This window comes from Paenibacillus sp. EB106-05-06-XG162 (assembly GCF_058791655.1).
The window spans coordinates 128,699-153,801 of record NZ_JBYTDT010000013.1 but is presented as its reverse complement, the minus strand read 5'-3'; the positions used below and the strand labels follow the sequence as shown (position 1 = coordinate 153,801).

At 38.1% G+C, this 25,103-nt stretch carries 20 protein-coding genes and 2 pseudogenes; 18 read left to right on the top strand and 4 right to left on the bottom strand.

Annotation, left to right across the window (positions count from 1 at the left end; translation table 11 throughout):
* Positions 1-3 precede the first annotated feature (3 nt).
* The 3 genes and pseudogenes from AC3WU2_RS23220 to AC3WU2_RS23210 form a co-directional block, all read left to right on the top strand.
* Positions 4-234 (top strand): annotated as a pseudogene (locus AC3WU2_RS23220) (GNAT family N-acetyltransferase); the annotation flags it as partial.
* Between the two features lie 755 nt (positions 235-989).
* Positions 990-1,889: a copper amine oxidase N-terminal domain-containing protein gene (locus tag AC3WU2_RS23215; protein WP_492457370.1), complete on the top strand. Its 900-nt coding sequence runs from the start codon at positions 990-992 to the stop codon at positions 1,887-1,889.
* Between the two features lie 205 nt (positions 1,890-2,094).
* Positions 2,095-2,724 carry a stalk domain-containing protein gene (locus AC3WU2_RS23210; protein WP_492457369.1) on the top strand — a complete coding sequence of 210 codons (630 nt, stop codon included), beginning with the start codon at positions 2,095-2,097 and terminating at the stop codon, positions 2,722-2,724.
* Between the two features lie 918 nt (positions 2,725-3,642).
* Here the strand turns inward: AC3WU2_RS23210 and AC3WU2_RS23205 are convergent.
* The gene (locus tag AC3WU2_RS23205; RefSeq protein ID WP_492457368.1) at positions 3,643-4,914 is read right to left on the bottom strand and encodes an IS110 family RNA-guided transposase; all 1,272 of its coding nucleotides are present in this window, start codon (positions 4,912-4,914) and stop codon (positions 3,643-3,645) included.
* Between the two features lie 281 nt (positions 4,915-5,195).
* Here AC3WU2_RS23205 and AC3WU2_RS23200 point away from each other — a divergent pair, with 281 nt between their 5' ends.
* From AC3WU2_RS23200 to AC3WU2_RS23190, 3 genes are all read left to right on the top strand, one after another.
* Complete coding sequence (locus tag AC3WU2_RS23200) at positions 5,196-5,810, top strand: hypothetical protein (protein WP_492457367.1); 615 nt, start codon at positions 5,196-5,198, stop codon at positions 5,808-5,810.
* Positions 5,811-6,098: 288 nt separating this feature from the next.
* Positions 6,099-6,788, top strand: a complete 690-nt coding sequence (locus AC3WU2_RS23195) for an ABC transporter ATP-binding protein (RefSeq protein WP_492457366.1) — start codon at positions 6,099-6,101, stop codon at positions 6,786-6,788.
* 128 nt (positions 6,789-6,916) lie between these two features.
* Entirely contained in the window at positions 6,917-10,807 is a 3,891-nt protein-coding gene (locus AC3WU2_RS23190) for an FtsX-like permease family protein (protein ID WP_492457365.1), read from the top strand.
* 562 nt (positions 10,808-11,369) lie between these two features.
* Here AC3WU2_RS23190 and AC3WU2_RS23185 read toward each other — a convergent pair.
* The gene (locus AC3WU2_RS23185) at positions 11,370-11,513 is read right to left on the bottom strand and encodes a hypothetical protein (protein WP_492457364.1); all 144 of its coding nucleotides are present in this window, start codon (positions 11,511-11,513) and stop codon (positions 11,370-11,372) included.
* A 445-nt stretch (positions 11,514-11,958) separates the two neighbouring features.
* On the opposite strand from AC3WU2_RS23185, the gene AC3WU2_RS23180 reads away from it, so the two are divergent.
* From AC3WU2_RS23180 to AC3WU2_RS23145, 8 genes and pseudogenes are all read left to right on the top strand, one after another.
* Positions 11,959-12,693, top strand: a complete 735-nt coding sequence (locus AC3WU2_RS23180; protein ID WP_492457363.1) for a stalk domain-containing protein — start codon at positions 11,959-11,961, stop codon at positions 12,691-12,693.
* A 373-nt stretch (positions 12,694-13,066) separates the two neighbouring features.
* Entirely contained in the window at positions 13,067-13,657 is a 591-nt protein-coding gene (locus AC3WU2_RS23175) for a hypothetical protein (RefSeq protein ID WP_492457362.1), read from the top strand.
* 258 nt (positions 13,658-13,915) lie between these two features.
* Positions 13,916-14,752 (top strand): copper amine oxidase N-terminal domain-containing protein, encoded by an 837-nt coding sequence (locus AC3WU2_RS23170; protein WP_492457361.1) that lies wholly within the window; start codon positions 13,916-13,918, stop codon positions 14,750-14,752.
* A 322-nt stretch (positions 14,753-15,074) separates the two neighbouring features.
* A complete protein-coding gene (locus AC3WU2_RS23165) occupies positions 15,075-16,382 on the top strand; it encodes an S-layer homology domain-containing protein (RefSeq protein ID WP_492457360.1) in 1,308 nt (435 codons plus the stop codon).
* A gap of 521 nt (positions 16,383-16,903) precedes the next feature.
* Positions 16,904-17,143, top strand: a pseudogene (locus AC3WU2_RS23160) (IS110 family transposase); the annotation flags it as partial.
* A 158-nt stretch (positions 17,144-17,301) separates the two neighbouring features.
* Positions 17,302-18,255, top strand: coding sequence for an MBL fold metallo-hydrolase (locus AC3WU2_RS23155; RefSeq protein ID WP_492457359.1), 954 nt, complete (start codon positions 17,302-17,304; stop codon positions 18,253-18,255).
* 889 nt (positions 18,256-19,144) lie between these two features.
* Positions 19,145-19,384 (top strand): hypothetical protein, encoded by a 240-nt coding sequence (locus AC3WU2_RS23150; RefSeq protein ID WP_492457358.1) that lies wholly within the window; start codon positions 19,145-19,147, stop codon positions 19,382-19,384.
* 141 nt (positions 19,385-19,525) lie between these two features.
* On the top strand, positions 19,526-19,735 hold the full coding sequence (locus AC3WU2_RS23145) for a hypothetical protein (RefSeq protein ID WP_492457357.1): 210 nt from the start codon (positions 19,526-19,528) through the stop codon (positions 19,733-19,735).
* 158 nt (positions 19,736-19,893) lie between these two features.
* On the opposite strand, the gene AC3WU2_RS23140 is transcribed toward AC3WU2_RS23145, so the two are convergent.
* Positions 19,894-20,547, bottom strand: coding sequence for a polymorphic toxin type 44 domain-containing protein (locus tag AC3WU2_RS23140; RefSeq protein WP_492457356.1), 654 nt, complete (start codon positions 20,545-20,547; stop codon positions 19,894-19,896).
* A 709-nt stretch (positions 20,548-21,256) separates the two neighbouring features.
* Between AC3WU2_RS23140 and tnpA the strand changes: the two genes are divergently transcribed.
* From tnpA to AC3WU2_RS23125, 3 genes are all read left to right on the top strand, one after another.
* Entirely contained in the window at positions 21,257-21,730 is a 474-nt protein-coding gene (gene tnpA / locus AC3WU2_RS23135) for an IS200/IS605 family transposase (RefSeq protein WP_492457355.1), read from the top strand.
* Between the two features lie 130 nt (positions 21,731-21,860).
* Positions 21,861-22,250 carry a hypothetical protein gene (locus tag AC3WU2_RS23130; RefSeq protein ID WP_492457354.1) on the top strand — a complete coding sequence of 130 codons (390 nt, stop codon included), beginning with the start codon at positions 21,861-21,863 and terminating at the stop codon, positions 22,248-22,250.
* A gap of 186 nt (positions 22,251-22,436) precedes the next feature.
* Positions 22,437-22,577: a hypothetical protein gene (locus tag AC3WU2_RS23125; RefSeq protein ID WP_492457353.1), complete on the top strand. Its 141-nt coding sequence runs from the start codon at positions 22,437-22,439 to the stop codon at positions 22,575-22,577.
* Between the two features lie 246 nt (positions 22,578-22,823).
* On the opposite strand, the gene AC3WU2_RS23120 is transcribed toward AC3WU2_RS23125, so the two are convergent.
* Complete coding sequence (locus tag AC3WU2_RS23120) at positions 22,824-23,582, bottom strand: stalk domain-containing protein (RefSeq protein WP_492457352.1); 759 nt, start codon at positions 23,580-23,582, stop codon at positions 22,824-22,826.
* 184 nt (positions 23,583-23,766) lie between these two features.
* Between AC3WU2_RS23120 and AC3WU2_RS23115 the strand changes: the two genes are divergently transcribed.
* Entirely contained in the window at positions 23,767-25,059 is a 1,293-nt protein-coding gene (locus AC3WU2_RS23115) for a S1 family peptidase (protein WP_492457351.1), read from the top strand.
* Positions 25,060-25,103 lie beyond the last annotated feature (44 nt).

Sequence of the window (25,103 nt, the reverse complement as noted above, 5' to 3'; positions counted from 1 at the left end):
GGGCAAGGTTATGCCACAGAAGCAGCGCAAAAGATAGTTAAATTTGGTTTTGAAGGGTTGGGCTTAAATCACATTTTTGCTGCTGCCATGACGAAGAATCCAGCGTCTTACAAGGTTATGCAAAAAATTGGGATGAAGCCAGAAGACAATTTGCCTAAAGAAATCTTAAAGTCCGGAATTTACGAAGATTTAGTTCATTACGGTATGGTTAAATCAGAAATTAATAATGATTAAGCTAACTGGGAACGAGAGTTGAGGAGCTTCATGAAGACAGCTCCTTTTTGCTTTGTTGAAGTAACGGGCAGGATACTTTAATGATTCAGCGAATAAATGGAAGAAAGTATAAACAAACATTTGCCTTTGGATTTAATAGCAACTAGAAGATTTGACTAGAGTTGAGGAGCTTGCTTGGAGGCAGCTCCTTTTTTGCTTGTTAAAGTATCGGACAGGACAGTGCAACAAAAATTTCCAGTTTGCGTCTATGAGTTTAGTTGAAATTAGTTGGAGGTGTTTAAAGTTAAGCGATTATCCTCAATGTTAATAATATTACTATTGATAAACACTGGTTGTGATGAGAAGACAGATTTAGAGGTAAGCTCCAATATCGAGCTTAAGGGTAAGATTGACATTGAGGAAGAGACGATTTTAACTTCATGGTTCGTTTTGGTTATGGAGAATTCACTAAAAATGAGATTAATACCTTCCAGGATACAGTTACTAAAGATTTGATGTTGATTATTTTAATGCTCCTTCAGATAACGTTTATGTATCTACGAACCCGAGAGGCTTTTAAGGTGCATCGCGCCGGGTTCGACGGACTTAAAGATTGATTAATGCTTTTTATTGCTTATAGAAGCAGTTAACATCTTACCAGAGTGTTCAAATTTGAATATCGGTTGCATGGGTATTGTGTGACAAATACTCAAGACTGGTTCAATTCATGAAAACAATTCACGAACGGACTTTAGAAAGATGGGGGCAGTGAAGAAATGAAAAAACGGATGAAATTATTGGTAGTGACCTCTTTGTTAGGTGGCCTGTTGGCTGTAGAATCTTCGGCTTATGCGAGTACGACAGTATCGAACCAAATATTTATCAACGGAATGATGGAAGACAACGCTATTACCATACAGGGAAGGACGTATGTGCAGCTGAGAGCACTCGATGATCCGGAATGGCTTACTTATACCTATGATGCCAAGTCGCGAACGGTCTCTGCTCGGAGCAAGGATAACAACAGAATCGTGGAACTGAAAGTGGGAGAGAAAATGGCTACTGTCGACGGTAAGAAGACGGCCATTGATGCCACAGTTGTAATCAAGGACGGCCGCACGTATGTGCCGCTGCGGTTTATAAGCGAATCGTTGAAAGCATACGTTACATATAATGTTGCGGACAAGCGTGTGATTATCCGGACGCCTGCTGGCCAGAAAGCATACAAAAAGCTAATGAGTGGCGATCTGACAGAGGCGCGTACAATTGCGATCAGTCTATCCCGGGTTTACGCCAAAGATGCATTAACTCCTCAGGGAGAAGGCTTCACGACAGATTATACGTTTCCCGAAGGCCAGGCGATGCGTTTCATGGTTGATTACAAGTCATTAACTAACTATGTGGAGATTAACGAAGATGGTTTAGCGGAAGTGAAATGGCAGAAAGACACATTTAATTATCCCCAAATAACTGAGAAGGGGACGAAACCGGACGTCCTCGGCAATCAAGTATACTTCGCCGACAGTTTGATGAACGACCTGCTCATATACGGCAAGATTGACTCTAGCGGTAAGGGGATGGAGCTGGGTCGGATTGACCGCACTCAGCAATCGCAATACAAAAACGTCGTTATCATACCTATCGAAGGGGAGGTAAGAACGGACGATAAGAAGTAGGACGATCTGCATCTGCAACGGAGGATGGAGATATGAGGTCAATAGCTAGTAGCGATATACTTGATGATGAAAACCAACAATTCATTAAGTTGAAGAAAGAAGTTATTGAAAAGTATAATAAATTTTCAGAAAACATGGGAACTCTCGTACCCATGTTTTCTGATTTTTCCTTTATACAATATTAGTTGTGAAAGGGATTGGAAAAATGAAAAATAAGAGAAGTTTTATTTTAGGCTTTATGAGCGCATTAGTTTTAACTTTATCAACTGTCGCTTATGCTTCAGGCAAAATTGAAGTTGATTTATTCTCAACAAAATTCATTGTAAATGGAAAAACAGAAACTCCACGTGCTGATTATGCAGTTTTGAATTATAAAGGACGCATCTATGTACCTATCCGATTTGTTACAGAAACATTAGGAGGTACAATCCATTATGATTCTAACAAACAATCGATATTCCTTAATTCAGAAGCTTCTTCAACTCCTACAGGACCAACTGTCGAGTCTTATAATTTCAGAATTAAGAATAATATTAAAATCGGAATGAATCAACAAGAATTGACAAGTTTAATAAATGAACCTTCCCATAAAAGCGAAGAAAATAAGATATGGAGATACGACCTAATAAAAGAAGATGGATATACTTATACAGGAAATACTGGCGATCTTAAAGCATTGCAAGAAGGATATATCGACATACAACTCTTTATCTATTGGAATGATGAAGATCAAATCGATCATTATGAAGTTTGGTACGCCAAAAAGTTTTCATTAGGAAGAGAAATTTATCAATATATAGTAAACGACAAAGGCATAATGGAGAAAAAAGCTTAATTGAAGCTGGTCTTTATATGAAAAACTAATGGCTCCTTGATCGGAAGGGATGAGTAGCCGCAATTTGTCAGACGACAAGAACATATAGACATTGAAAGCCGTATTAGAGGTGTTACAACTTTTTTCCTATTCATAAGTCAAATAGGAGAGACCCAATTGTGCTCTGGACAATAAATTCGGAATTGAGGGTGTTTATGAGATTGCTACAGAGAAAATTGATCGTGCTGGCGAGAGTTTTGACAGCCGCCGCCGTTATAACAATTACTTTCATGAATATAGATTACCAGCTCGGCAGCCCAAACAACACCTTATGGTTCTCTTAACCGTTGGATTGATGAGAATGGCTACAAACATAGTATAGGTTGGGTAGTGGAGTTGATGGACGAAAGATTTAATCCGACTTCACCTGAAAGTGAGCTAGAGATTTATACGCCAATCGAAGAGAAATAGTCGACGAAAGAGGAGTGACCCTGCAAACCATCGTTTGTTGGTCTTTCTACGTTCTGGCATGAATCAATATCTTTATTTATTCAGCTCCCTCGGTACGATATATTTTTCTCACGAATTCTCGCTTATTCGCAGGATTTCACCCTTTCTTGAAGCACAGAAAGATAGGAAAAGGGACCTCGTAATAGACCTGAGCAACATGAAGGCGCAAGGAAATACAGGGTAAGATTAACCACCCAAATTATTCCATATACTGCACGCATTCTCCACGCCGCCCCTGGAGGTTTTCACTCCCATGTCTCAACGGGTCTATGCCCTCTCATTCCTTCGTTACGCCTGTCCAAGGGGTGGAGGCCGGTCTTGCTAACGGTACGGGTCGGTGCCCTTTGGTTGAATATATCCGGTACTCCGTGCTTTCTTTGAAATCCCGCGAATAAGTCAAAACTAGTGCAACGAAACGGTAGGTTTAAGTTAAGCAGCTAGTTGCATAGGCAATATTTTATGAGGGTTGTAGGCTTCACCTCGGCGAGCCATTCCAACCAGTATTCGAGCCAGCTTACCACACAGTTTCATTATGGATCTCATTTTCTTCATCTTCTTCACCTGCACGTTGTTAATATGCATGGCTTTAAATTCTGAATTGTTCGCAACCAAACTCATGGTCATCATGAAGATGAAACGTCGGAGACGGGATCGTCCACGTTTGCTGATCTTCATCTGTCCGGTCCATTTGCCTGAGCTTGCTTCTGCAAGGTTGAGGCCAGCATGCCGCAGTAAGGCATTCCCGTGAACAAAGCCACTCAAATCTCCCGCCTCGCCTAGAATACCGGCTAGTGAAATGGCACTAATCCCTTTAACAGCAAGCATGGATTTCGCAAAAGGAATGCGCTCTAAAACAGAAATGATCTCATTTTCTACCGTTTTTAGCTGCATGCAGGCAAGATCGTACTCATCGAGTAACTGCTTCAAATGAAGCTTGTAGGCATGGGTGGCTTGTTTAGAACCAACAGAGTTGCAAGCAAGAGAGATAAGAACTCGAGCTTTTCGCTCACCAGAATGCCTTTTCATAAGGGACTTCCAACCTCGAACGACGTCAATGGGCAGTAATTTTCTTAGTTCATCGGGCGTAGGAAAAAGACGAAGTGTGGCCAATGCACCGGTACACATGATGTTCTTGAATACTTGTCGCAGCTCAGGAAAAACAACGTCGACCCACCGGTGGATTTGATTCTTGGCACTAACGAGTCTCGTCACGACAGAGTCACGATTTGAGAGATAGACACGTAATTCTTCAAAGGCTTCGGGAGTGTTGCGAATGAACGAGTAGTAGCCGTTTTTGACCATGTCTGCAATAACCAGGGCATCCTTTTTATCGCTCTTAGATGGTGTATTGTCGCGGTTTTCTTTGTTTTTCTTTACGAGGTGTGGATTGACGAGAACGACTTCAAATTGGCAATCCGAGAGCCACCTGGATAGGTTAAACCAGTAGTGACCGGTAGGTTCCATTCCAACAATGGCTGCCGTTAGACCATGCGCGGCTTGCAGGGACTGGATCCAGCGAAGAAGGTTGTGAAAACCATCTTCATCATTCGAGAAGGATAGGGGATTACCGACCACGATCCCTCGAAAGTTAACAGCACGCGCGACGTGTGTTTGTTGAGCAATGTCGATTCCGACGACCAAATGCTGGGCGGTAATTTTTTCAATGAGTTGATTTTGTTTGTCCTGCGATTTAAACTTCATAGTAGAGCGTCCTCCTGGATGATGGGATTTAAAGGGCTATGACCCGTTGCGTACTCCCATCGTACCGAGGCGCTCGTTTTTTTGCAAAGCTGATAATTAACGCTCTACAGGAATGCTAACGGGACACTATAGCTTAAGAAATAACTAGAATGCGGCTGCCGGCCGTCGGCTGCCGCGTTGCGCTAACAGGCAGAATAGTTCCAATATATGGTACACTTGATGACGAAACAGAAGTTCCAATGTTGCCCTGCCCTTAGACATTATGGAAAGGAGAATTAAGTATGAATATGAAATCTAGATACGCTTTGCTTTTTGCCGTATTTGTTGCAAGTGTGTCAATTATTATTTTTCAGTATTCATCGAAACAAGAAAAACCTTTTCACAATACAGCAGTAAATGGGAAAATTGTTCAATCTAAAAGTTTCATTGTAAGTTCCGTATCTGCTAGCTTGAACACCTTTGCAAAAGGAACTGTATTTGTCAGCGGAGACAAAGGCCGTGTGAACCATGTACAGATTGTGGCTTCGATTGAAATTGACCCTAATGACTGGGGTGGTGTTGCTTTCTATATCCCTGAAAAATGGTATGTTTCCAACATCATAAGCAGTTATCCCGAAAATAAAACACATTCCAAGCCTGTAGACTATGTATCGACGTGGACTAATGTGGACACGGAAACCGATTGGAAATCGTGGATTGAAATTGGAAGAAATCGTAGTTATAGACCAACGGGAGGCGGTGTAGGAACGGTAATAATTGATTTAGTTCCTGATAGTAATGACAAACTCAAATTAGAAAAATTTGAGTTTGGTGTTGAAGTCGGTTCGGCTGTAAAGGGTGGTGTAAAGTTTATGGGCACGGATTCGATTAGGGTACCAATATCTATCGATAACTAATACAAGGAACAACAGATGCCGAACTAGCGGCACTCGTTCCCGATCCATGTTATACAACTCTTGCAGCGAAAACAGACTCTCATGTCGAATATATGGCATAGGGAGTTCACCTCGTCTCATTTGGTTTCGTTTAGTCGCTTAACCTATTCGAGATTTGGGGAGGTACTCCTTTTTCTATGCCTGAAGAACCTTGTCACTGTAAGGCTTTAGAATTATGAAATTGATTCAAAGAGGTAATTATTTCAATAAAAGTATAAAATGAGATTACGTGAATATTGGAGGGTAATTATGTTGAATGAAATCATCGAGTTAATCGATGTGAGTAAAATATACAGAAATGAAAATGTCGAAACTAAGGCGTTAAGTGAAATTCATGTGACATTTCAACCAAATCATTTCACAGCGATTACAGGAATATCGGGGTCTGGTAAATCAACATTGTTAAGTTTGATAGGTACATTGGACAAACCTACTTCGGGACAAATTCTGTTTAATCATACCGATGTGTCTAGCATCAAAGGAAATGCTCTTGCAGATTTTAGATTTAATAATATTGGGTTTATTTTTCAAAACTACAATCTCATACCGTCATTAACTGCATATGAAAATGTAATCACCCCCTTTTTTGGTCGAAAAACAGATGTGCGATATAAAAATAGAGCGAAAGATTTATTAGTAGAGTTGGGGTTAGATAAAAAGATGCAATCATTACCATTTCAACTATCAGGTGGGGAGCAACAAAGAGTTGCCATTGCTCGTGCGCTAGTTAATCAACCCAAGTGGTTATTGGCAGATGAGCCTACTGGGAATTTAGATTCAACGAATGGGGAAAATTTTTACGATATCTTATGTGAATTGAGAGATAAATTGGGAATAGGCATTATTATCGTAACGCATGACATGAATCTTGCTGAAAAAGCGCAGACGATCATCACCATCAAAGAAGGGCAGATCGTAGGGAATGGGCTGGGAGTATGATAAGATTATTGTGGTCATTTTGGTGGCATCACAAGACTCGATTGTTAAGTATGCTTATTGGCGTTATCATTGTCAGTTCAGGTTTTAGCTTTTTATTTAGTATCTCTGAATCGAATAAAGAGACTGTCATGGATACACTGCAAGACAAGTGGCAGATGTCTTATCATATCCTTGTTAGACCAGTCGGAACCCACATCACTGACGTTGAAAATAGCTTGGTAGAACCCAATTTCGCTAGTGGCATAACGGGTGGTATTACTTTAAATCAACTGGATAAGATTAAAAATATTCCTGGAATCAGTGTTGCCGCTCCACTTGCTGTTGTTGGACATAGCTTGGTCTCTATTAAACTCAATGAAAAGGCGGAATTCACACAGGATGGTATTTATAGAATAACACTTGATGTTCAATCTGATAATGGTGTGCAAAAACAGACGACAATAGGATATCAGATGTATATGACCGTTGGCTCTTGGTTTGGAGATAACATCTACAGTCAATATGGAATCTATAACTCGTACCCAAGCCAAACTATGGGTGAGCAGAGATTGAATGACTATGCACTCATTGTAGGCATCGACCCAGTGGAGGAAAATAAGCTTGTTGGATTAAAGGATGCGGTTATTCCACTTCCAGATGGAAATGATTTTTATTTTGATTCTTCAGAGAAAAGCAAATTGTTACAGCCGGATCAAGAATTTCCTAGTAGCACACAATTCATTACTCTACCCATATTAATTAGCAATCAATTTTTAGCCAATAAAACTTTTTCTATTCAATATGAACATCTTCGTCTTCCATTTAAGACATTAGAACAAGCGAATACAACTATGGAAAAGGTCAAAAACAATGGGGCTAAAAAATATCTAGATCGTGTTGGTGCTGATTTCGAGAAAACGTATGCTTATCACTCAGAATTGATTGCGCCAGAGCTTATATCTAATTTAACATACGGATTGGATCTCCCTTTAATGTTATCTCAAAAGGCGACCGCGTTATCATTTCAGACGACACTTAGCCCAATTGGTGATCACTGGCCTTATGCGTACACAGTGAATAGTTTTATACCTACACCAGCTATAAAAGATCAATTTCCAGAGTATTATCGTCCCTATGAACAACATCTGCGTGCAAATTCTCCGAATATCCCAGCATATTTTGCGCTAGTTCCTCATTATATTGGGATGTATGATCCAACCAAACTGAATGTTTCCAAGGATATTAATAGTTTATATCCTGTGGATACATATAACTCTACTACAGCAAAATCGGTTTTAGATCAAGAAGGAAGACTTATCAATCCGCAATTATCTATTTCGTCTATCCATAATCCATTAGGGTTAATTACAGATCCCCCCACCATGTTAACAACGCTTGAAGCTGCTTCAATCATTAATGGAGATCAACCGATTTCCGTGATTAGGGTAAAGGTGGATGGTGTTAAAGAATTCACCGATGATAACAAAAAGAAAGTAGAACGTATTGCAGCTATGATCCGTGAGCAAACAGGTCTGGAAACGGATATTACCTTTGCTTCTTCACCACAACCCGTCCTTATTCATGTGCCTGAGAGTGGGACACAAACCACGTTGGGTTGGATTGAGCAACAATGGATTAAGCTTGGTGCGAATTTCTCTTTAGTGCGTGAGGTGAATATTGGTTTTTCGAATACGATATTTCTGATCATCATTGTGGCTGCGATCTACGTTGTGACTATGAATTTTATTTCTTTGTTAGCCCGAATGAAACAATTCGCATTATTACTTTCGATCGGTTGGCGGGTGACGAGTGTTGTTCGATTACTGGTTGTAGAATCGTTCATCTTTGGTTGTCTATCGGCACTCATCATTTGGTCCACGGGAGCTTATATGATCTTTGTTCAACATGCGGAGATCTTTCCAAGACGGTTTGTCATATTAGGGCTATGTGGGTTTATCATTTATCTCCTGGGTGTTATTCCTTCTGTTATTCAAGTAAGAACCATAAATCCTCTTTCGATACTAAACGCAGGAGAGTATAAATCGAAGATCAAGCACAGCTTTTCCGTAGGGACCTTATTTGCCTATGCTTTTTCAAATTTCAGTGGGAAAATAAAGCGGAATATCTTATCCATCATTTCAATGACAGTGCCTACGGTATTATTGCTATTTTATGTTTTTGTAACGATTCGTCTGCGGGGGACGTTCTATACTACGTGGTTAGGGCAGTATGCAGTAGCACAAATCGGGCCCATGCATTTTGTTGCCATTGGGGTATGTTTCATCATATCTGTGCTTACGATTTATGAAACTGCGAGACAAAATGTCTATGAGCGGAGGGATGAAATCTTGTTGCTAAAAGCAATCGGTTGGAGAAATAGATCCCTTCATTCAATTCTGTTAATGGAGGGGCTCATCACAAGTACATTTGCAAGTGTCTTAGCATTTATATTAGGGGTTATCCTTATTATGATTTTATATCGTCAGTTCCCTGGAAGTGACTTGTGGTATCTATGGTTGGTGAGTATGCTACCTCTATTATCTGGGGTTCTAGGAACTTTCATTCCTTCTAGAATGGCTACGGCAACACGTCTTCACAGAGGTTTAAATGAAGCCAGAAATCATTCAAGGGCTTATAATGTTCTCTTCAAAACAGGGCTCATCATGTTTACGTTGATTATTATTGTGACAACAGGTGTTTCGTTTATGAATGTTTTTTCTTCTCAATCGCTATCGACTGTAACAACAGTTGCTAAAGTTGAAGATATGAAGGAAAATCATGCTTCGATTACTTCTGAACCTAATGGGAGTTTTGCTTCCTATGATTTATTGCTAAAAATGGATTCCAATGAAAAGTTCAAGATGCAATCCGTCATTAAAGTAACAAATCGTTCTAAAGATCAATGGGATAAAATTGTGTTTTATATGATTCCGAATGTATTTACATCGCAGGATAATCCCAAAGTCTATAGAAGTGATGCCACATTTCATATGAATGAGATTTTAATAGATGGAAAAATTGCATCTTACACGTTAGATGGAGATACACTTTCAATCCTCTTACCACAAGACCTAGCCCCATCTGGACAAGTTGAAGTGAAAATGAATTACAACTTTTCGCTTCCACAACATGGGATTCGATTCACGAAGACAGATTCAAGTTATGATCTCGCGCAATGCTACCCTATAATTGCAACATATAGGAATGGTTGGAACAAACAGCCTTACATTCCTCTAAGTGAATCCTACCATACGGATTTTAGTGATTTTTCTTTAAAATATGAACTTCCTAATGGTTATACCATCATCACATCCTCAGACCTCGATCCGGTAAAACCTGCAGCTGAAGGTGTGGTTGATGCTAATAATATCAAAGAATTAATGGTTGTAATCTCAAAGAAACTGGACTTTGTAGTAACCAAGGTAGGCGATATCGAAATACGAGTTTGGGGAAAAAAAGAAGATCAAGCTGTGATGAATCAAGCCTTGTTAGATGCAGCTGATGCACTTCAATTTTATATTAACCATATTGGAGAATATCCTCATAAGCAACTAGATGTCATTTTGGGTGATGAATTATCTATGGAGTATCCAGGTTTGATAACCATAGCTTCGGAAACTAATATAAAGCATGATATAGCTCACGAAATTGCTCATCAATGGTTTTATGGTGTTGTAAGTAATGATCCCTTTCATGATGGATGGCTAGACGAGGGAATGGCGGAATTAAGTACCTCATTATACTTAAATGACTACACATTTTCACAAATGAATTTTAATTCTAAGGGGAGGTACTCGAATCTACCTTTATCTGAACTTGATCCAGCAGATGTTGTCTCATCTTTCTATGCTCAACCTGTCATGAGATTCAAAAAATTATTCGAGGATACGGGTATTGAGGGCACTGATTTTCTTCAAGCTTATTATTTGAAATTTAGATACAGAGAAGTGAATACCGCTGAGTTTGTAGGCTTTGTAAAAGATTACTTCAAGATGTCAGATGATTCATTTTTTTCTGGATGGATTAAGATTAAGCCATGATGGATTGGGTTTGCAAAGATAATTATGTAGATGATTGTGCGCCACGAATGCACCGAGGACGGGAAGTACCGCGTCTATGTTAGGAATAAATCTTTGGATGCTGCGGATTTTGAGCTTAAGCTCAGTAAGGCGATAAAGGGGCCTATTGTGTAGATGACACGAGGCGGAAATGAAATGGTGGAGTTTTAGCTCCTATATCCAACAAGTGATTGTGCTAACGGGACACGATAGCTCAATAAAAGACATTTAAGGTAGCTGACTTCTTGAGATCGGCTGCCTTTTCTCAAACTAACTGGCAGAATTAATGGAGAAACTTACATATGTTTTTCGTAGGGTTTCATATGCTAAGTTTGAATCGAATGCAGAAGGAAGTAAGGTGAAAGATTATGAATAGTAGGTTCCTTGAAGTATTAATATCTATAGTGCTTGGCTTTTTTTCTGGGATATTACTGAGTGGTAATGGGATACATATTGAAGAAAGTGGTATTCATATTTTACTCGGATGCATCTTCTGGATAAACGTCTTCTCATATTTAAGAATTAAATAATTGAAATTGTTAACCTAACTGGTGACAATAGCCTCCCATTTGATGCCAGAAACTTGTACTTCGTTATTCTGGGTACCTGCAGCAAATGCAATACTGTTTTGACTTGAGCTAGTAAAAAGACACATAGCAACCAATCCTAGAGCGATCGCTTTTTTCATTAATACATCACCTTTTCATTAATCTATTAATTTTATAGTACCGTGTGCTGTTATCTGTGTCCATTTGGAAATGATTTATTTATTTAGGCACGATAAAGGATGATAGCCATTAGCAGCAGCCTCTTTAGCACTGCTAAATGTTTCTTGTGTTGTTACTGCGGATTTGCAGACTGAGCGATCATAATAGTACTTTTCTCCGTTCACTGTAATGCCTGTTATAGCATGCTTTTTAATAATCCGTCTCCCCCAATGCAAAGTTGTTATAATACTTCGTCCCTACCGGTATCCCTTGAACAAAAGCCAGCACCCCAACGTAATCAACGGTGTTGTTCCACTCCTCTTGATCAATGATTGTATTTGATTTATGAGAAATTTTGCATTATTTGCCTTTATTTGAAAAGTATATAATAATATTATTAAAATTAGATTAGGAGGAATATATGTTTTGAAAAAGACACTGATATTACTGTCTGTTTTGGCATTACTTGTAATTCCAACTATAGCTTCATCTAGTAATCAAATACTTACGAATATATCCCCTATAAGCGTTGAAGTTAATAACAGCTTAACTGGATTCACTTTACTGAACTACAATAACACTGCGTATGTACCTCTTAGAAAGTTTTCCGATGCGTTAGGTGCTGATGTCGTTTATGACGAATCAAAGAAAATGATCAATATTAATAAAAATGATAGCTTTGATGAGAGAAAATCTACTCTTAGTTCAAGTACGACCGATCAAAACTTTAGTTTAACTATTTATTCAAACAGTAAAACATTTAATCAAAATAATGAGAATATGAATATCTGGGCAACATTCGAATATACTGGGGACAATGAGGTTGCAATTTATCGTGGGAATCCGGTTCTAGTATTCTCTATAGAAGGAGAAGATGGAACAATACATGAAGATATTATAGAGTTAAGTTCAAAAAAGGAGTTGTTAAACAAGAGTGACCAAATACTCTCTCTGTTTCCAAAACAAACTATTATCTCATTTAATCAAATAAATGGATCATACCCTAACGAAGAAGAATTAATTAAACATAATAAAAAGCCATGGATTCTTAAACCTGGGAAATATAACATCGGTGTTCGAGCATCGTTTAATATGATAGAAGGTGGAAAAAAGATACATAAAGAGCTAAGTTCAAAGATTGGTATTATTGTGGAACAATAAAGATTCTCACTGCTTAATAATATTATATATTCATTTATTTTCGGGCAGTGTTTGAATAATATCCAAATATGCTTTCATCGTACTCTTGATAAAATCAACATAAAGCGTCAATCATTTCTCAATACAGTGAAACAAGACAGGAAAGAATGGGGTATGGCCTGAGAAATGGACGGTCAGATTGGATTTGTTTTTTCATAATTAGATCTCCCTATAAAAACCACCGGTTCTGGTGGTTTTTCCTATCTCCGGATCAAACAATTAGTGTATGAGTATTATTGCAATTTAAAAGTCAATCATATATGGTGATATATGTAAAAAAGACAGTAGGCATCCTAAATATTAATTAAGGACAGAAAAAAGGAGATGAATTATTATGAAGAAAAAAATTGTACTATGTTTTTGTTTAACGTTAGCCATCATTTCAAGTATGTATACAAATGTTTGGGCAGTTGCGGAACAGTTCATTCTAAACAAATTTAATGTACTAATTACAGTGGATGGAAAAGTGAGGACAACGAAACTCCCAATACTAAACTATCAAGGAACAACATACGTACCACTTAAAGAACTTGGTGGGCTTCTGCAAAGAGATATTCACTGGGATGATAAAAATAAGGCAATCAATATCTCTAATTTTTTCTATATAGTCACACCTGATAATTATAATGGAGTAAATGCCGAGTTATGTGATCTCATTAACAAACACGTACATGCTATCAACAAAGGTGACGACAAGGCTTATTGGAATCTTTTCACAGAAGATGGGAAATCAAAATTTCCTACTTTCCCACGATATCAAGTAATTATTGCAGACAATATGGAATTCATTCAAGATAGTAAGGATGTTTTTCAAGCAACAGTTCATTTTGGCGTAATTGAAAACAACAAACTCCTTGCATCTGATTCGACATACTATTTTAAAAAGGTAAACGATACATGGAAGATTTCTGCTTTCAGTTTTTGATAAAAAAGAAACCCTACAATGGTAAGGTGGCTTGGCCCCTCCTTTGGTTGGATTTTCACCAACTAGGTCATGCGTTTTTTGTACAGGTTGTTTTTTGGGTTACTCGAACCACTTTATTAGTATGAACATGAGATAAAGCCTAGAAGCAAGGGGACTCTCTAGGTTACAGTGAATGGAGTAAATTCTATTCATAAGTCAAATAGGGGAGACCTATTTGTGCTCTGGACAATAAATTCGGAAATGAGGGTGTCTATGAGAATGCTACAGAGAAAATTGATCGTGAGAGCTTTGACAGCCGCCGCCGTTATAGCAATTACTTTCATGAATATAGATTACCAGCACGGCAGCCCAAACAACAACGTCGCTCTCGCTGCCTCCAAAGTGAATAGAGGTATAACCGTATTATGGAATGGCAAACCGTTGAAACTTGAGTCCGCTCCCGTTTTGCGGAAAGGCATTGTATTTTTGCCAATGAGGGAACTGTTTAGTGTCATGGGTGCAGAAATAATTTTTAATAAAGGACACATTGATGTTCATCAGGCAGATCACTATCTCGGACTGGATGTTGACAGCCTTAAGGCAAATGTGGATGGATCGAACGAAACTTTGCATGCGGCGCCATTTTATTCTGGTGGCAGAACCTATATCTCTCTCGACCTGCTATCTCAATCTTTCGGCGCTAAAGAAAAGTGGGATCCAAAATCACAGCAAGCGGATATTCGCTGGAAAGGTCCAGATATCCTGTCATTCCAGCCGGGGGTCGCCATTAATTTCCCGAAAGGCTCCGATGCCGATGAAGAAGAGGTGATCCGGCTGGTGAAGAAAGCAATGCAAGCCATTGCAGGCAAAGACAAGTCGGTTCTGCGCTCGACAATGGATGAGAATGCCGATTACCTGGATTTTCTCATCGAATCAAAGATTCAATACCGCTTCACTCAGCTGGTGCACATCGAACCTTACGACGATTCGACGGGCCGGAAAAACATCACTATAGGATTTCACACCCTGAATGCAGGAATCATTAAACACGGGAACTACATCTTTACTTCGCTCAAGAACAAACAGGGAAAATGGTATATCGCAAATATTGACTGAATGTTTGCACCGTAAAATCGGTATTGCACGGAGAACCCCTCGGCAGCTGCTCCTTGTTTTATTATAAGCTATTGGGTACTCCAATCGGATCATTGTAATTGGTTTTATTAGGGCCTGTTCTCTGAATCAGGCAAGACCATACACGAAAAGTTATTTATTCCGTCCGCAGTAACAACGCAAGAAACATTTAGCAGAAAGAGGCTGCTGCTGATGGCTCTACCATCCTTTATCGTGCCTAAATAAATAAACCTTTTCCAAATGGACACAGATAACAGCACACGGTTCTATAAAATTAATAGATTAATGAAAAGGTGATAAAATAATGAAAAAAGCGATCACTCTAGGATTAGTTGCTATGTGTCTTTTTACTAGCACATTTCAATACAATAAGGTGTTTGCTTCTGGCTCACAGAAAAATGAAGTGCAAGTTTCTAATGTAACAGAGAAAAATTTAGACACGCTTGATACAGTAGAGACAACTGTGAATAATGCATACGTAAAGTTTAAGGACATTGCTGGAAGCTGGGCCGAATCTACAATTAATCAGGCGGTATCGTTGGGGTTAGTGAAGGGGTACTTAGATGGTGGATATCATCCAAAAGACAATGTTACTCGTGCTGAATTTGCAACTATGCTTTATCGTGCAACAAGTCAAGACAAGAAAACGAACTCATCAATTTATTTTCCGGATATGTCATCTAATTGGGCAATGAATGAGGTCAACACGCTTGTTGATCTGGGATTTATTAATCCAGCAGATTATAAGAAAGGATTTGAACCTAATACTCAAATGACTAGGGCGGAAATGGTTAAGTGGATGACAAGTGGTCTTACTCACGCAAATACTGATTTTTCCACCGCCTTGAAAGATACTGCAAATACAGTCATTCCAGTCACGGAATTTTACAAAGGCGGAATACCTGCTGCACAAATTCCATACGTAGCAGTCGCATATGGAACTGGTCTCATGACTGGTATGCCGGATGGTTCTTTTAAACCAGCCGACAAAACGACTCGCGCCGAAGTAGCAACACTTCTTATTCGATATATTAATGTGGAGAAATCGAATCCTGCTGAATACTCAGATTTGACTGAAATGAGAGAGGTCGGAGCAAGAGGAACAAATATTTTCTCGATTGCGAACTACTCAGAGGATCCCAAAAGACCTTTTAACCGTATTATTGACCAACCTATCACGATGAAAAATAATAGTGGTACAATTACAATACACAAAATGATTGTAGTTAAAGTGAAAGATATCAATCACATGTCGCTTTATGGGAGAATGTTTTTTGATAAAAATCAGAAAGTACTGAACAATTATTACTACATATTTACTGACTTCACAATTGCATCTAGTAAAGATAAAATTGAAATTTTGCAATTCAAAGGCAGCACTATGATACCAAATCTTTTATACTCTGATCCGGTTGAGTCGAAAATTATCGATAAATACGGGTTAAAAACTTGGACTCCTCAAGTGAAATATCCAAAAGAATGGGTTAATCCAAAAGGAGAACGTCTGGTTGGCTATTTCACAATGCAAGTAGATTCGGACAATGATTTCTACAAGATTGTTGAATTCCAAATCGATGGTCGTCTAGCTGCTATCTTTAGAAACAAGGGGTGAGAAGCCTATTATGAAGAAGTTCAGACCTTATTTCTCAGCCTTTTTAGTTGTAACAATACTTTTCTTATCTGTGCCAAACGTATATGCCCAATAGTACCAGATATGGAAATTACTTTCATGAATATAGATTACCAGCACGGCAGCCCAAACAACAACGTCGCTCTCGCTGCCGCCAAAGTGAATAAAGGTATAACCGTATTATGGAATGGCAAACCGTTGAAACTTGAGTCCGCTCCCTTTTTGCGGAAAGGCATTGTATTTCTGCCAATAAGGGGTTTAGTGTCATGGGTGCAGAAATAATTTTTAATAAAGGACACATTGATGTTCATCAGGCAGATCACTATCTCGGACTGGATGTTGACAGCCTTAAATTTGTTAAAGTACCACAGATTCCCAGATTATTCAATTATGCCCGTTAACTTAATCCCCGCCTGTATGCTCTATTTTAATGACAAAGTGGTTCTGACTCATGATGGCTCTGCTACATCGAAATAATCATGAGATAAATAAAATTCCGCGCATTGTTAGAGGAGATTCCCATGGCCGTCCAGCTCCGTTCCATTAAAGGCCTTGGTCCGATCTTTGTCGCGGCCATCTTAGCAGGTGCAGGTGACCTTAGACAGTATGAACATGGACGTCAGTTACTGCGCAAAGCCGGTCTAAATCTCGCAGAAAGTACATCGGGGAAAAGGAAAGGACAGATCATCATCTCCAAACGAGGAGACTCCAGCCTAAGGAAATATCTATACTTAGCGACCATTCAACGGAGCCGACCAAAATGTTCGGCTGTCGTCGTTGTGCTAACGGGCAGGTTAGCGTGGTCGCTTGTCGAATATATTGTTATGGAGAACGATAGTGGAGGAGCTTGCAGTGTTGCAGTGAAGCACGGTCAGACTAGTGTATAGGAAGGGGGAGAGAAATGAATTTTGAAAAAGTGGTTCACAATACTAAGCACTTTGATGTGCTGCAGATTACTCCAGGGGTATACGCTGCAATAGCAAACGAAGGTTCTGGCGCAGTGGCAAATGCTGGCTTTATAGACTTAGGAGAATCAATTCTTGTTTTTGACTCGTTTAACACTCAACAGGCTGCATTGGAGCTTCGAAACGTCATCGGGGAACTAATTGGGAAGCCTGTATCTCATCTAATAAACAGTCACTGGCACGGAGATCATATTCGTGGCAACCAAGTGTTTCAAGATGTATCCATTGTGGCAACAGAGCTGACAAAAATCATAATGCATGAGAAGCATCCTGCAAGAATTACGGAACAGCGTTCTGGACTTGAGGGATTAGGTAACTACATCCAAAAACTTAAAGAACAAAGCGAGTCAACTGTTGATGAAGAGCAGAAGTTACAGCTGGCAGTACAAATATCCTTTCTAAAAGAAATTCAAATATCTCTACCTACTCTGGAATTAATTTTACCCAATGAAATATTTGAATCGGAATGGCATATGAAAGGAACAAGTCGAAAAGTGGAATGTCATACTCTTGGAGGCGGCCATTCCGCTTCTGATTCCTTTTTGTATGTTCCTGATGCGAGAGTTTGTTATATAGGGGACTTGGTTGCCATCAATAATCATATGTTGATTGTTGACGGAGACATACGGAAGTGGATATCCATTCTTGATAAACTAAATAGTTGGGAAATTGAATACGTCGTACCTGGTCATGGACTAGTGGGCGGAAAGGAATGGATTGCAAAATCCTTAAATTACTTGGGCCATTTACTAGAGACAGCCGAAACACTTAGAGCAAAATCATTTACGATAGACCAAATTGGTGAAGTTGATGTACCTGATAGGTATATAAATTGGTCTGCTCGTGAGGTTTACGTGAGAAATTTAAAACATTTGGTCAGTCGAGGATAATGTATTGGAAACCTCATGTCCTTGACTGAATTAAACTAACGGGACACTATAGCTTAATTAATACGTGGCTGCCGGCATGGATTGGCAGCCGCGTTGCGCTTCGCCGATCAACACCAACACTTGGTCAATCCGCTCAGAAAGCAAATTAATAAAATTAATAACAATAAATAAATCATCCATTCTTGAGCTTAAAATAGCAATGTCATAGCTGCTATTTATAGCGAAGACACCAATGTCACAGACTCGCTTTCTTGAACAGAACGATTGTATTTGCTGGTAAGGCAGGCTCCAGGGAACCTCCTATGTAATACGATTTCCTCCGCATCAAAATGTATGTTCCTTGTTGATAAAAGGTTTTAATGTTTCAACCAATAACGCAATATAATACTCGCCCTTTCCCCCGAATTGATATTCTTCATTGAAATAAACATGGAGCTGCTATCACGTGGTGTTCAATACGAAGTGCGGTAAATAGCATAGTAGATAGTATAATCGTTACTCATTTAACATCTCGTTGGAGAAGTAGCTTCATTCATCTGATTTAATCGTAACAACGGCTATTTTTAACAAGAACACCAGTTTATTTTGGCTTGACCAAAGAAGTCACTAAGTTTGTTGTTGACGACAGAGTAAAGGGTAGACTGCAAGGTTGATTCATGCAGAGAGTGCGATAACCAACTGTATGAATTGATTGGCCGCTACTACAAGGTTGTATGTTAAATCTGTTCACAAATCGGGTCACAGTTCATTCATCTAGAGAAGGTCATTTTATTTGGTGTGCGAAAATTTATGGCCCAGGTAAAGCCAAAATTCATCTCTCGTGCTCTAATTATGTAAGAGGGAAGTACTGGGTGTTATTCTTCTTATTAGTGGAGCAATGATAATCAATATGGGAAACGAACAAAATAAACAACCCAATATAGCCAAAATTAGAGATGTAACGCAAGAAGAGCTTGAATATCACAAAAAGAGAGTAGAAGTAATCGGGACTAAATACGGGAATTTTAGATATACTGCTAATGAAAATAATTTACCAACTGAAGGTATTGTTTATGATATAGACCACGTTGATAAAAATACAAAGATGATTATTCTTGATAATAAGAAATTCATCAAGGAAGTAAAGTGACCTTCTAAGCGTTAATTCCAAGATACGGACTATATTATACTAATCGTAATAGAATAAAATACTAAACTCTGGAAGCACCAGACACCTGATTAGCAGGCGTTGGTGCTTTTTTGCGTTCAGCCAATACGAGGAGGAAAAATCATGATGTTTAGAAAAACCAAAAAATTCATTGAGACCATCCAGCCAGTATTCGAATTTTCCATCAACCGTGCAAACGAACTAAAACGCCTTATTGATTGCGAGAATCAGCTGATGGTGTCCGGTGCTTTATTTGGAAGTAAAGGAGATCACTTTTGCGGTTTTTACAGACTCATATCGGACGCTAAATTTCGGTGGGTATACTCTAGCTAGGGTTTGGGGAAAGTACCGGATCTTTAAGGATGAGAATGAGATTGCTACGACTCTGACTTCAAAGGACACTTTAGCAACGGCTAAGAAATACGTTTTAATGCTAGCAGGATAGCTTCTAAGCATAATAAAAGCCAGCTTTTTAGCTGGCTTTATACGTTCTATTTTATTTCGCCGTTTTTAATTTTATCAGAGACTTTCTTTGCTTGGTCTCTAATTTCTGCTTTTTCACCTTCGCTAAGAGAATCAATTAGAGATTGAACTTCTGGAGTAACCTTAAACGTATTTGGATTCGGCAAATTTTTGTTAGTCCAATAATCTAAACCTCTTTGAATTGCTGCTTGATCTTTTGGATCATCAAAGAAAGAAGCGTACCATTTGATTGAAGATGTACCAGCGTAAATCTGAACTGCTCCAGCTGCGGATTTTAATAATAATTCACCAAAACCAGCTGCTCTACCAACATATGCATAGTGGACATTACCAAAATCTTCACCTGTAGTCACAATCCCATGAAAATAATACTTTGCAGAGTATCCATACGTTTTCTTATAATCCCAAACGCCACCTGGTTTCACGCGTTCAGCAAATTCAAATCCTGTACCAATTGGATATGTACCTTGTTGTGAATCGTTATACGCATAATAAGCCATCCAAGCTGCATTATCTCTAGTTAAACGCGAAAACTCAGTCGTCATATTGTCAATAGGCTCACTCATTGGTGTGATTTTCTCTGTAGCAAATGCCTGTGAGGAGAAAGTTAACAGCAGGAGCAGAGTCACCATTACAGAGTAAAATTTCTTTTTTTTCATCATTATAGTATTACCTCCTAGAATTTGGTACGAAAAGAATATAACATGCAATTGGATAAATTGCCATATATTTAGATAAAATGTTAATATAAAGATTACATAAAGGAGGTATTTGATGAATAGATATCAATATATTTCGACAACGTTTTGGTTATTCAGTCTGATTTTTTTCGGTTTAACTATTAATCAGCCGCCCTCTTTTGACAGACTTGAAGAGTTAATAAATATTAATGTAGTATATGTGTCTATGTTAATCTCAATCATTTCATTTATTCTTTGCATATTCGAGTTTTCTGAATGTAAAAGCAAACTAGTTGTTATTAAGGTAATAGTAGAAATGGTAGTAAATATAATCTTGATTCTTACTCTTATGTATGTTGCTTTTATAGGGGCATTGCTTGTCTAAATTAGCTACTTTAGTACGTTATGCAGGTTACATTTGCGCTGCATTTCCCTTTATCTTTGCTGGAATGTCGTTTTACGCTTGTTTCTCGCGAATGTTAAATCTGATAGATCCAAAATTCCATTTGGGAGCATATCGTACATTCCGGAAGCTAGAGTACGATTTGATTTAGGCTTTAGCCAGTTGAGCTCACGAAGCGTGCGAAACAAAAAACCACCTGCTATGCGGGTGGAGGGATCAAGGGTTTGACCAACAAGACCATTCCGATAATATTGAGATGTTCAGGCTCAATGAAAGGAATGGTCTTAGATGGCAAACAAGAACTATAGTTTAGCGCACACAAAGTGGATGTGTAAATACCACATTGTGTTCACCCCGAAGTATAGACGTAAGGAAATATATAAATCAAGTGAGAAAAGACTGATCGAAATTTTCAAACGTTTATGTAAGTATAAGGGAGTGGAAATCATAGAAGGTCATATGATGCCAGATCATGTACACATGCTGGAAGCGATACCACCCAAAATTTCAGTATCAACATTTATGGGCTATCTTAAGGGAAAAAGTGCGCTAATGATCTTTGAGAAACATGCGAATTTAAAGTATAAATATGGGAACAGGAAATTTTGGGCAGAAGGATACTATGTGAGTACGGTGGGCTTAAATGAAGCAACGGTAGCTAAGTACATTCGAGAACAAGAAGCACATGACCAAGCAATAGATAAACTGAGTGTAAAAGAGTATGAAGATCCATTCAGCGACAACAGAAATAAAAAGAAGTAACCCAGTTTAACTGGTAAGTGAAAGTGACAAATAACACTGAGCCTGAACAGAATTGAGGTCAGGCTAGCGTCTTTAGGCGCAGTTTGGCAACAGGGGGTTATACCCCAAGTGCAAACCACCCGTTGGACGGGTGGTTCTGATTTTACCTTATCTGAATGCGGAGCAGTTTTCATTTGCTAATCTCCATGAACGAATGATACTTACTTATGGTGCTAAAACATCTGAAGAGCTTCGGGATATCAAAGAGGTAATTAGAGAATCGCAAGGAGATTTACTACAAGAAGTATCGAAATTAAACGAGCGTTTAGCTGAATCAGATGAAAGGCTGGCCGAGGCAGATACAGAGCTTAAAAAGACGTACAGCATTATTGAAAAATTTGTGCATCAAGTAAAGTTTACAGAGGATGGCTATAACAATGCGATAGATATTCTGTTTAGGCTAAGATCTCTACACGCTCATTACTCATCAATTGCATTGTTTAAAAATGACTCAGATTTAGAGTTTGCGCAAAGAGAGTGATCGAGAAGGTGGAGATAATTCGGATGCACAAAATTCACAACATTAAACAAAATGTCCGTTTTGTAGAAAGATTGAATGGGAACAAATGTTTTGATATAATAGGTTTACTAAACGAAAATTTAGTCCCCGCTTAATATCGGATCGATAACAACAACTATGTAGAATCAGGAGTTGATTACTTTTCTTATGAAGAAAATCTTACTTTCTAATAAGGAATTCCCACAGCAATATGGTGAAATAAAAAATCTGAGTGGAAAACCTCTCCACTATGCCCACAGCCAGTGGCAGACAGGCCAGCGCCCGGAGGAGGAAGCCGGGTTTTTCTAAATGATCGGCAGAGAAGGAGTGAGTGACGTTAGAGCCTTGCATGGAGAAATTGAAGAAATTGAGTAATATGCAAGACGGGCTGGCGCCTGTACGATGACACAGGAAGGACGCACTGAGATTTTGAGGCCATTCAATAGAAAAAGCTGGCACAACTACTCTCACCAGCTGTTTGTTATTTCTTAATGTGTTCAAATCTTCCGGTTAATTATTGCCTCTTGTTTAGAAAGTATAAACAATTAATGATAACTATTTAATAGTTATTTTAATTTCCGATGATAGAATGGGGTCATTAATTGGACCGTTTTTAGAATCAACACTGAATTGACTCGATACTCTTATTTTATATGTGCCTTTTGGTAGCATTGAAGGTCTTGGTGTATTATCTAAATAATAATATGGATCTTCTACTTTATTTTTATTCATTAAATAAAGTTCTGAGAGTTTAGATGGATAAAGATACAAAAAATCACTATTAGGTCTTAACGTTCCTACAACTTTTTTTAATGTTACTATCTCCGATTCTGTATATGCTTCTTCATCAGTAATAGAATATGCCAACTCTTGACCACCAGATATAATGTCGATATCTTTATCTCCCCTGTAAATCAAAGTACTCCATACTTTTAATGGCTCACCATATGAATATGTGGTTTTTTCTGTTGATAAACGAAGTTCAAAATCTTGTTGTACTGTGGATGTATTTTCTTCAGATTTGGAATAATAACTAAGATTATTATCAATATAAAGATTCTTTGATTTAGGATCGTAACTTGCATTAGCGTTCATGTAGTTTCCAATAAACCTCAATGGGACATATACACGATTATTATAATTTAGTATAGAGGGAATACCTTGCTCAGAAGAAATAAGCTTGTTGTTTATAACAATATTAGATTTAAAAAGGACAGCTCTAATTAAAGAATCCATTGCTTGAATATTATTAGAATTAAATGAAATAACAGATATAACAAAAATAACTAAAAAAATATAAAATTTCCTTTTCAATCTAGCAACTCCTTTTTTTCTATAAATTGTATCTCAATTTAATATAAAACACAATCATTTATCTCTAAAATATTCTTTAAAATCCAAATATTTACTTTATTTGATTTTATATGATACTATCAATAATGTAAATATTTACCTGATAAAGGTATTTATACATTATTTTAGAATGGAGATGAAATAAGTGTTATCAAAAAAGAAGTTTTTAACATTGTCACTTATTTGTTCACTGGCTTTATCCTCATTTAGTATTGTAGCAAGTGCTGAATCAACAGAATCAAGTAACTCATCTTATTCTGTTTATGACATGAAAAAAGAGGAGGATTTTAGAAAAGCATATGGTTTCCCATTAAGCACTGAAAAAAAATTACTTAACTCGAATAATGAAAGCTATCAAAAATTTGGTGTTCGTTTAACTGACGAAGAGTTTGAAACATTGAAGGAGAGAGATAAAACAATTCTTGATGCAAGGAAGAAACAAAAAGAAATAATGGAATTGTATGGAGCTTCTATTGGTGGAATCTATTATGATCACTTGAAAGATAATGGCGTTCTACGAATTGGTATTGTAAACAATACTGATTTTGAAAATACGAAAAACGGTATAGTTAACATTTTATCTCCTGAGGATACGATTGAATTCTATCCAGTTGAGCGTTCGAAATTTGCTTTAGAGCAACTTCAGCTTGAAATTTCTAATTATTTAATTTCTTCTCCACTTAACTACGAATTTTCGTCTAGTGATTTATCTTTACCAGGAAACAAAGTAATAATCACTTTGAAGAATATTACACCAAAGCAATCTGACGATATTAACCAAAAATATGGTCAGTATATTACACTTGAGGAAACAGAATCTGGATTAACTGCAGCTGAGACTGAGGGAGGAGCTGGAATCACTAATAACAGCGACTACGGAGGTTGTTCAAATGGGTTTTCTGCTTATTCAGGATCATCATATTACCTTATTACTGCTGGTCACTGTGGAGATGTCGGTGACACTTTCAACGAAGGTAATACATACCTAGGCCAAGTTACACAAAACCTTTTCGTCGCAGGCCCGACTGCTACAGATGCACTGAAAATTTCAACATCCGATTCCAAAATCTCATATAATATTCAAGGAGTTAATGCAACTATTACGGGATATGAAACTTCTGATCTTGAAGTGATTGGGGAAACAATTTGTAAAAAAGGTACTGTCACTGGTTTAACTTGCGGACAACTACAATCAACAACAAAACTGTATAGTTTATTAGATTATCCCGATATTCTAATGACAGGCGGAAGACAATTTAATGGTTACTCAAAAGCCGGTGATAGTGGCGGAACTATTTTCAGTTATTGGGATCAAGGTCTTGGAAGGGCTCTTGTCAGTGGTATCCTATCAGGAAGAGATCAAGCGGGTACGTATATAATTTATGCACCGGCTTCGAAAATATTATCAAATCTTGGAGTTCAGTTATATGAATGGTGATATATGCTAATTTTAAAACAATACCTATTTTTGTAATTAACCAC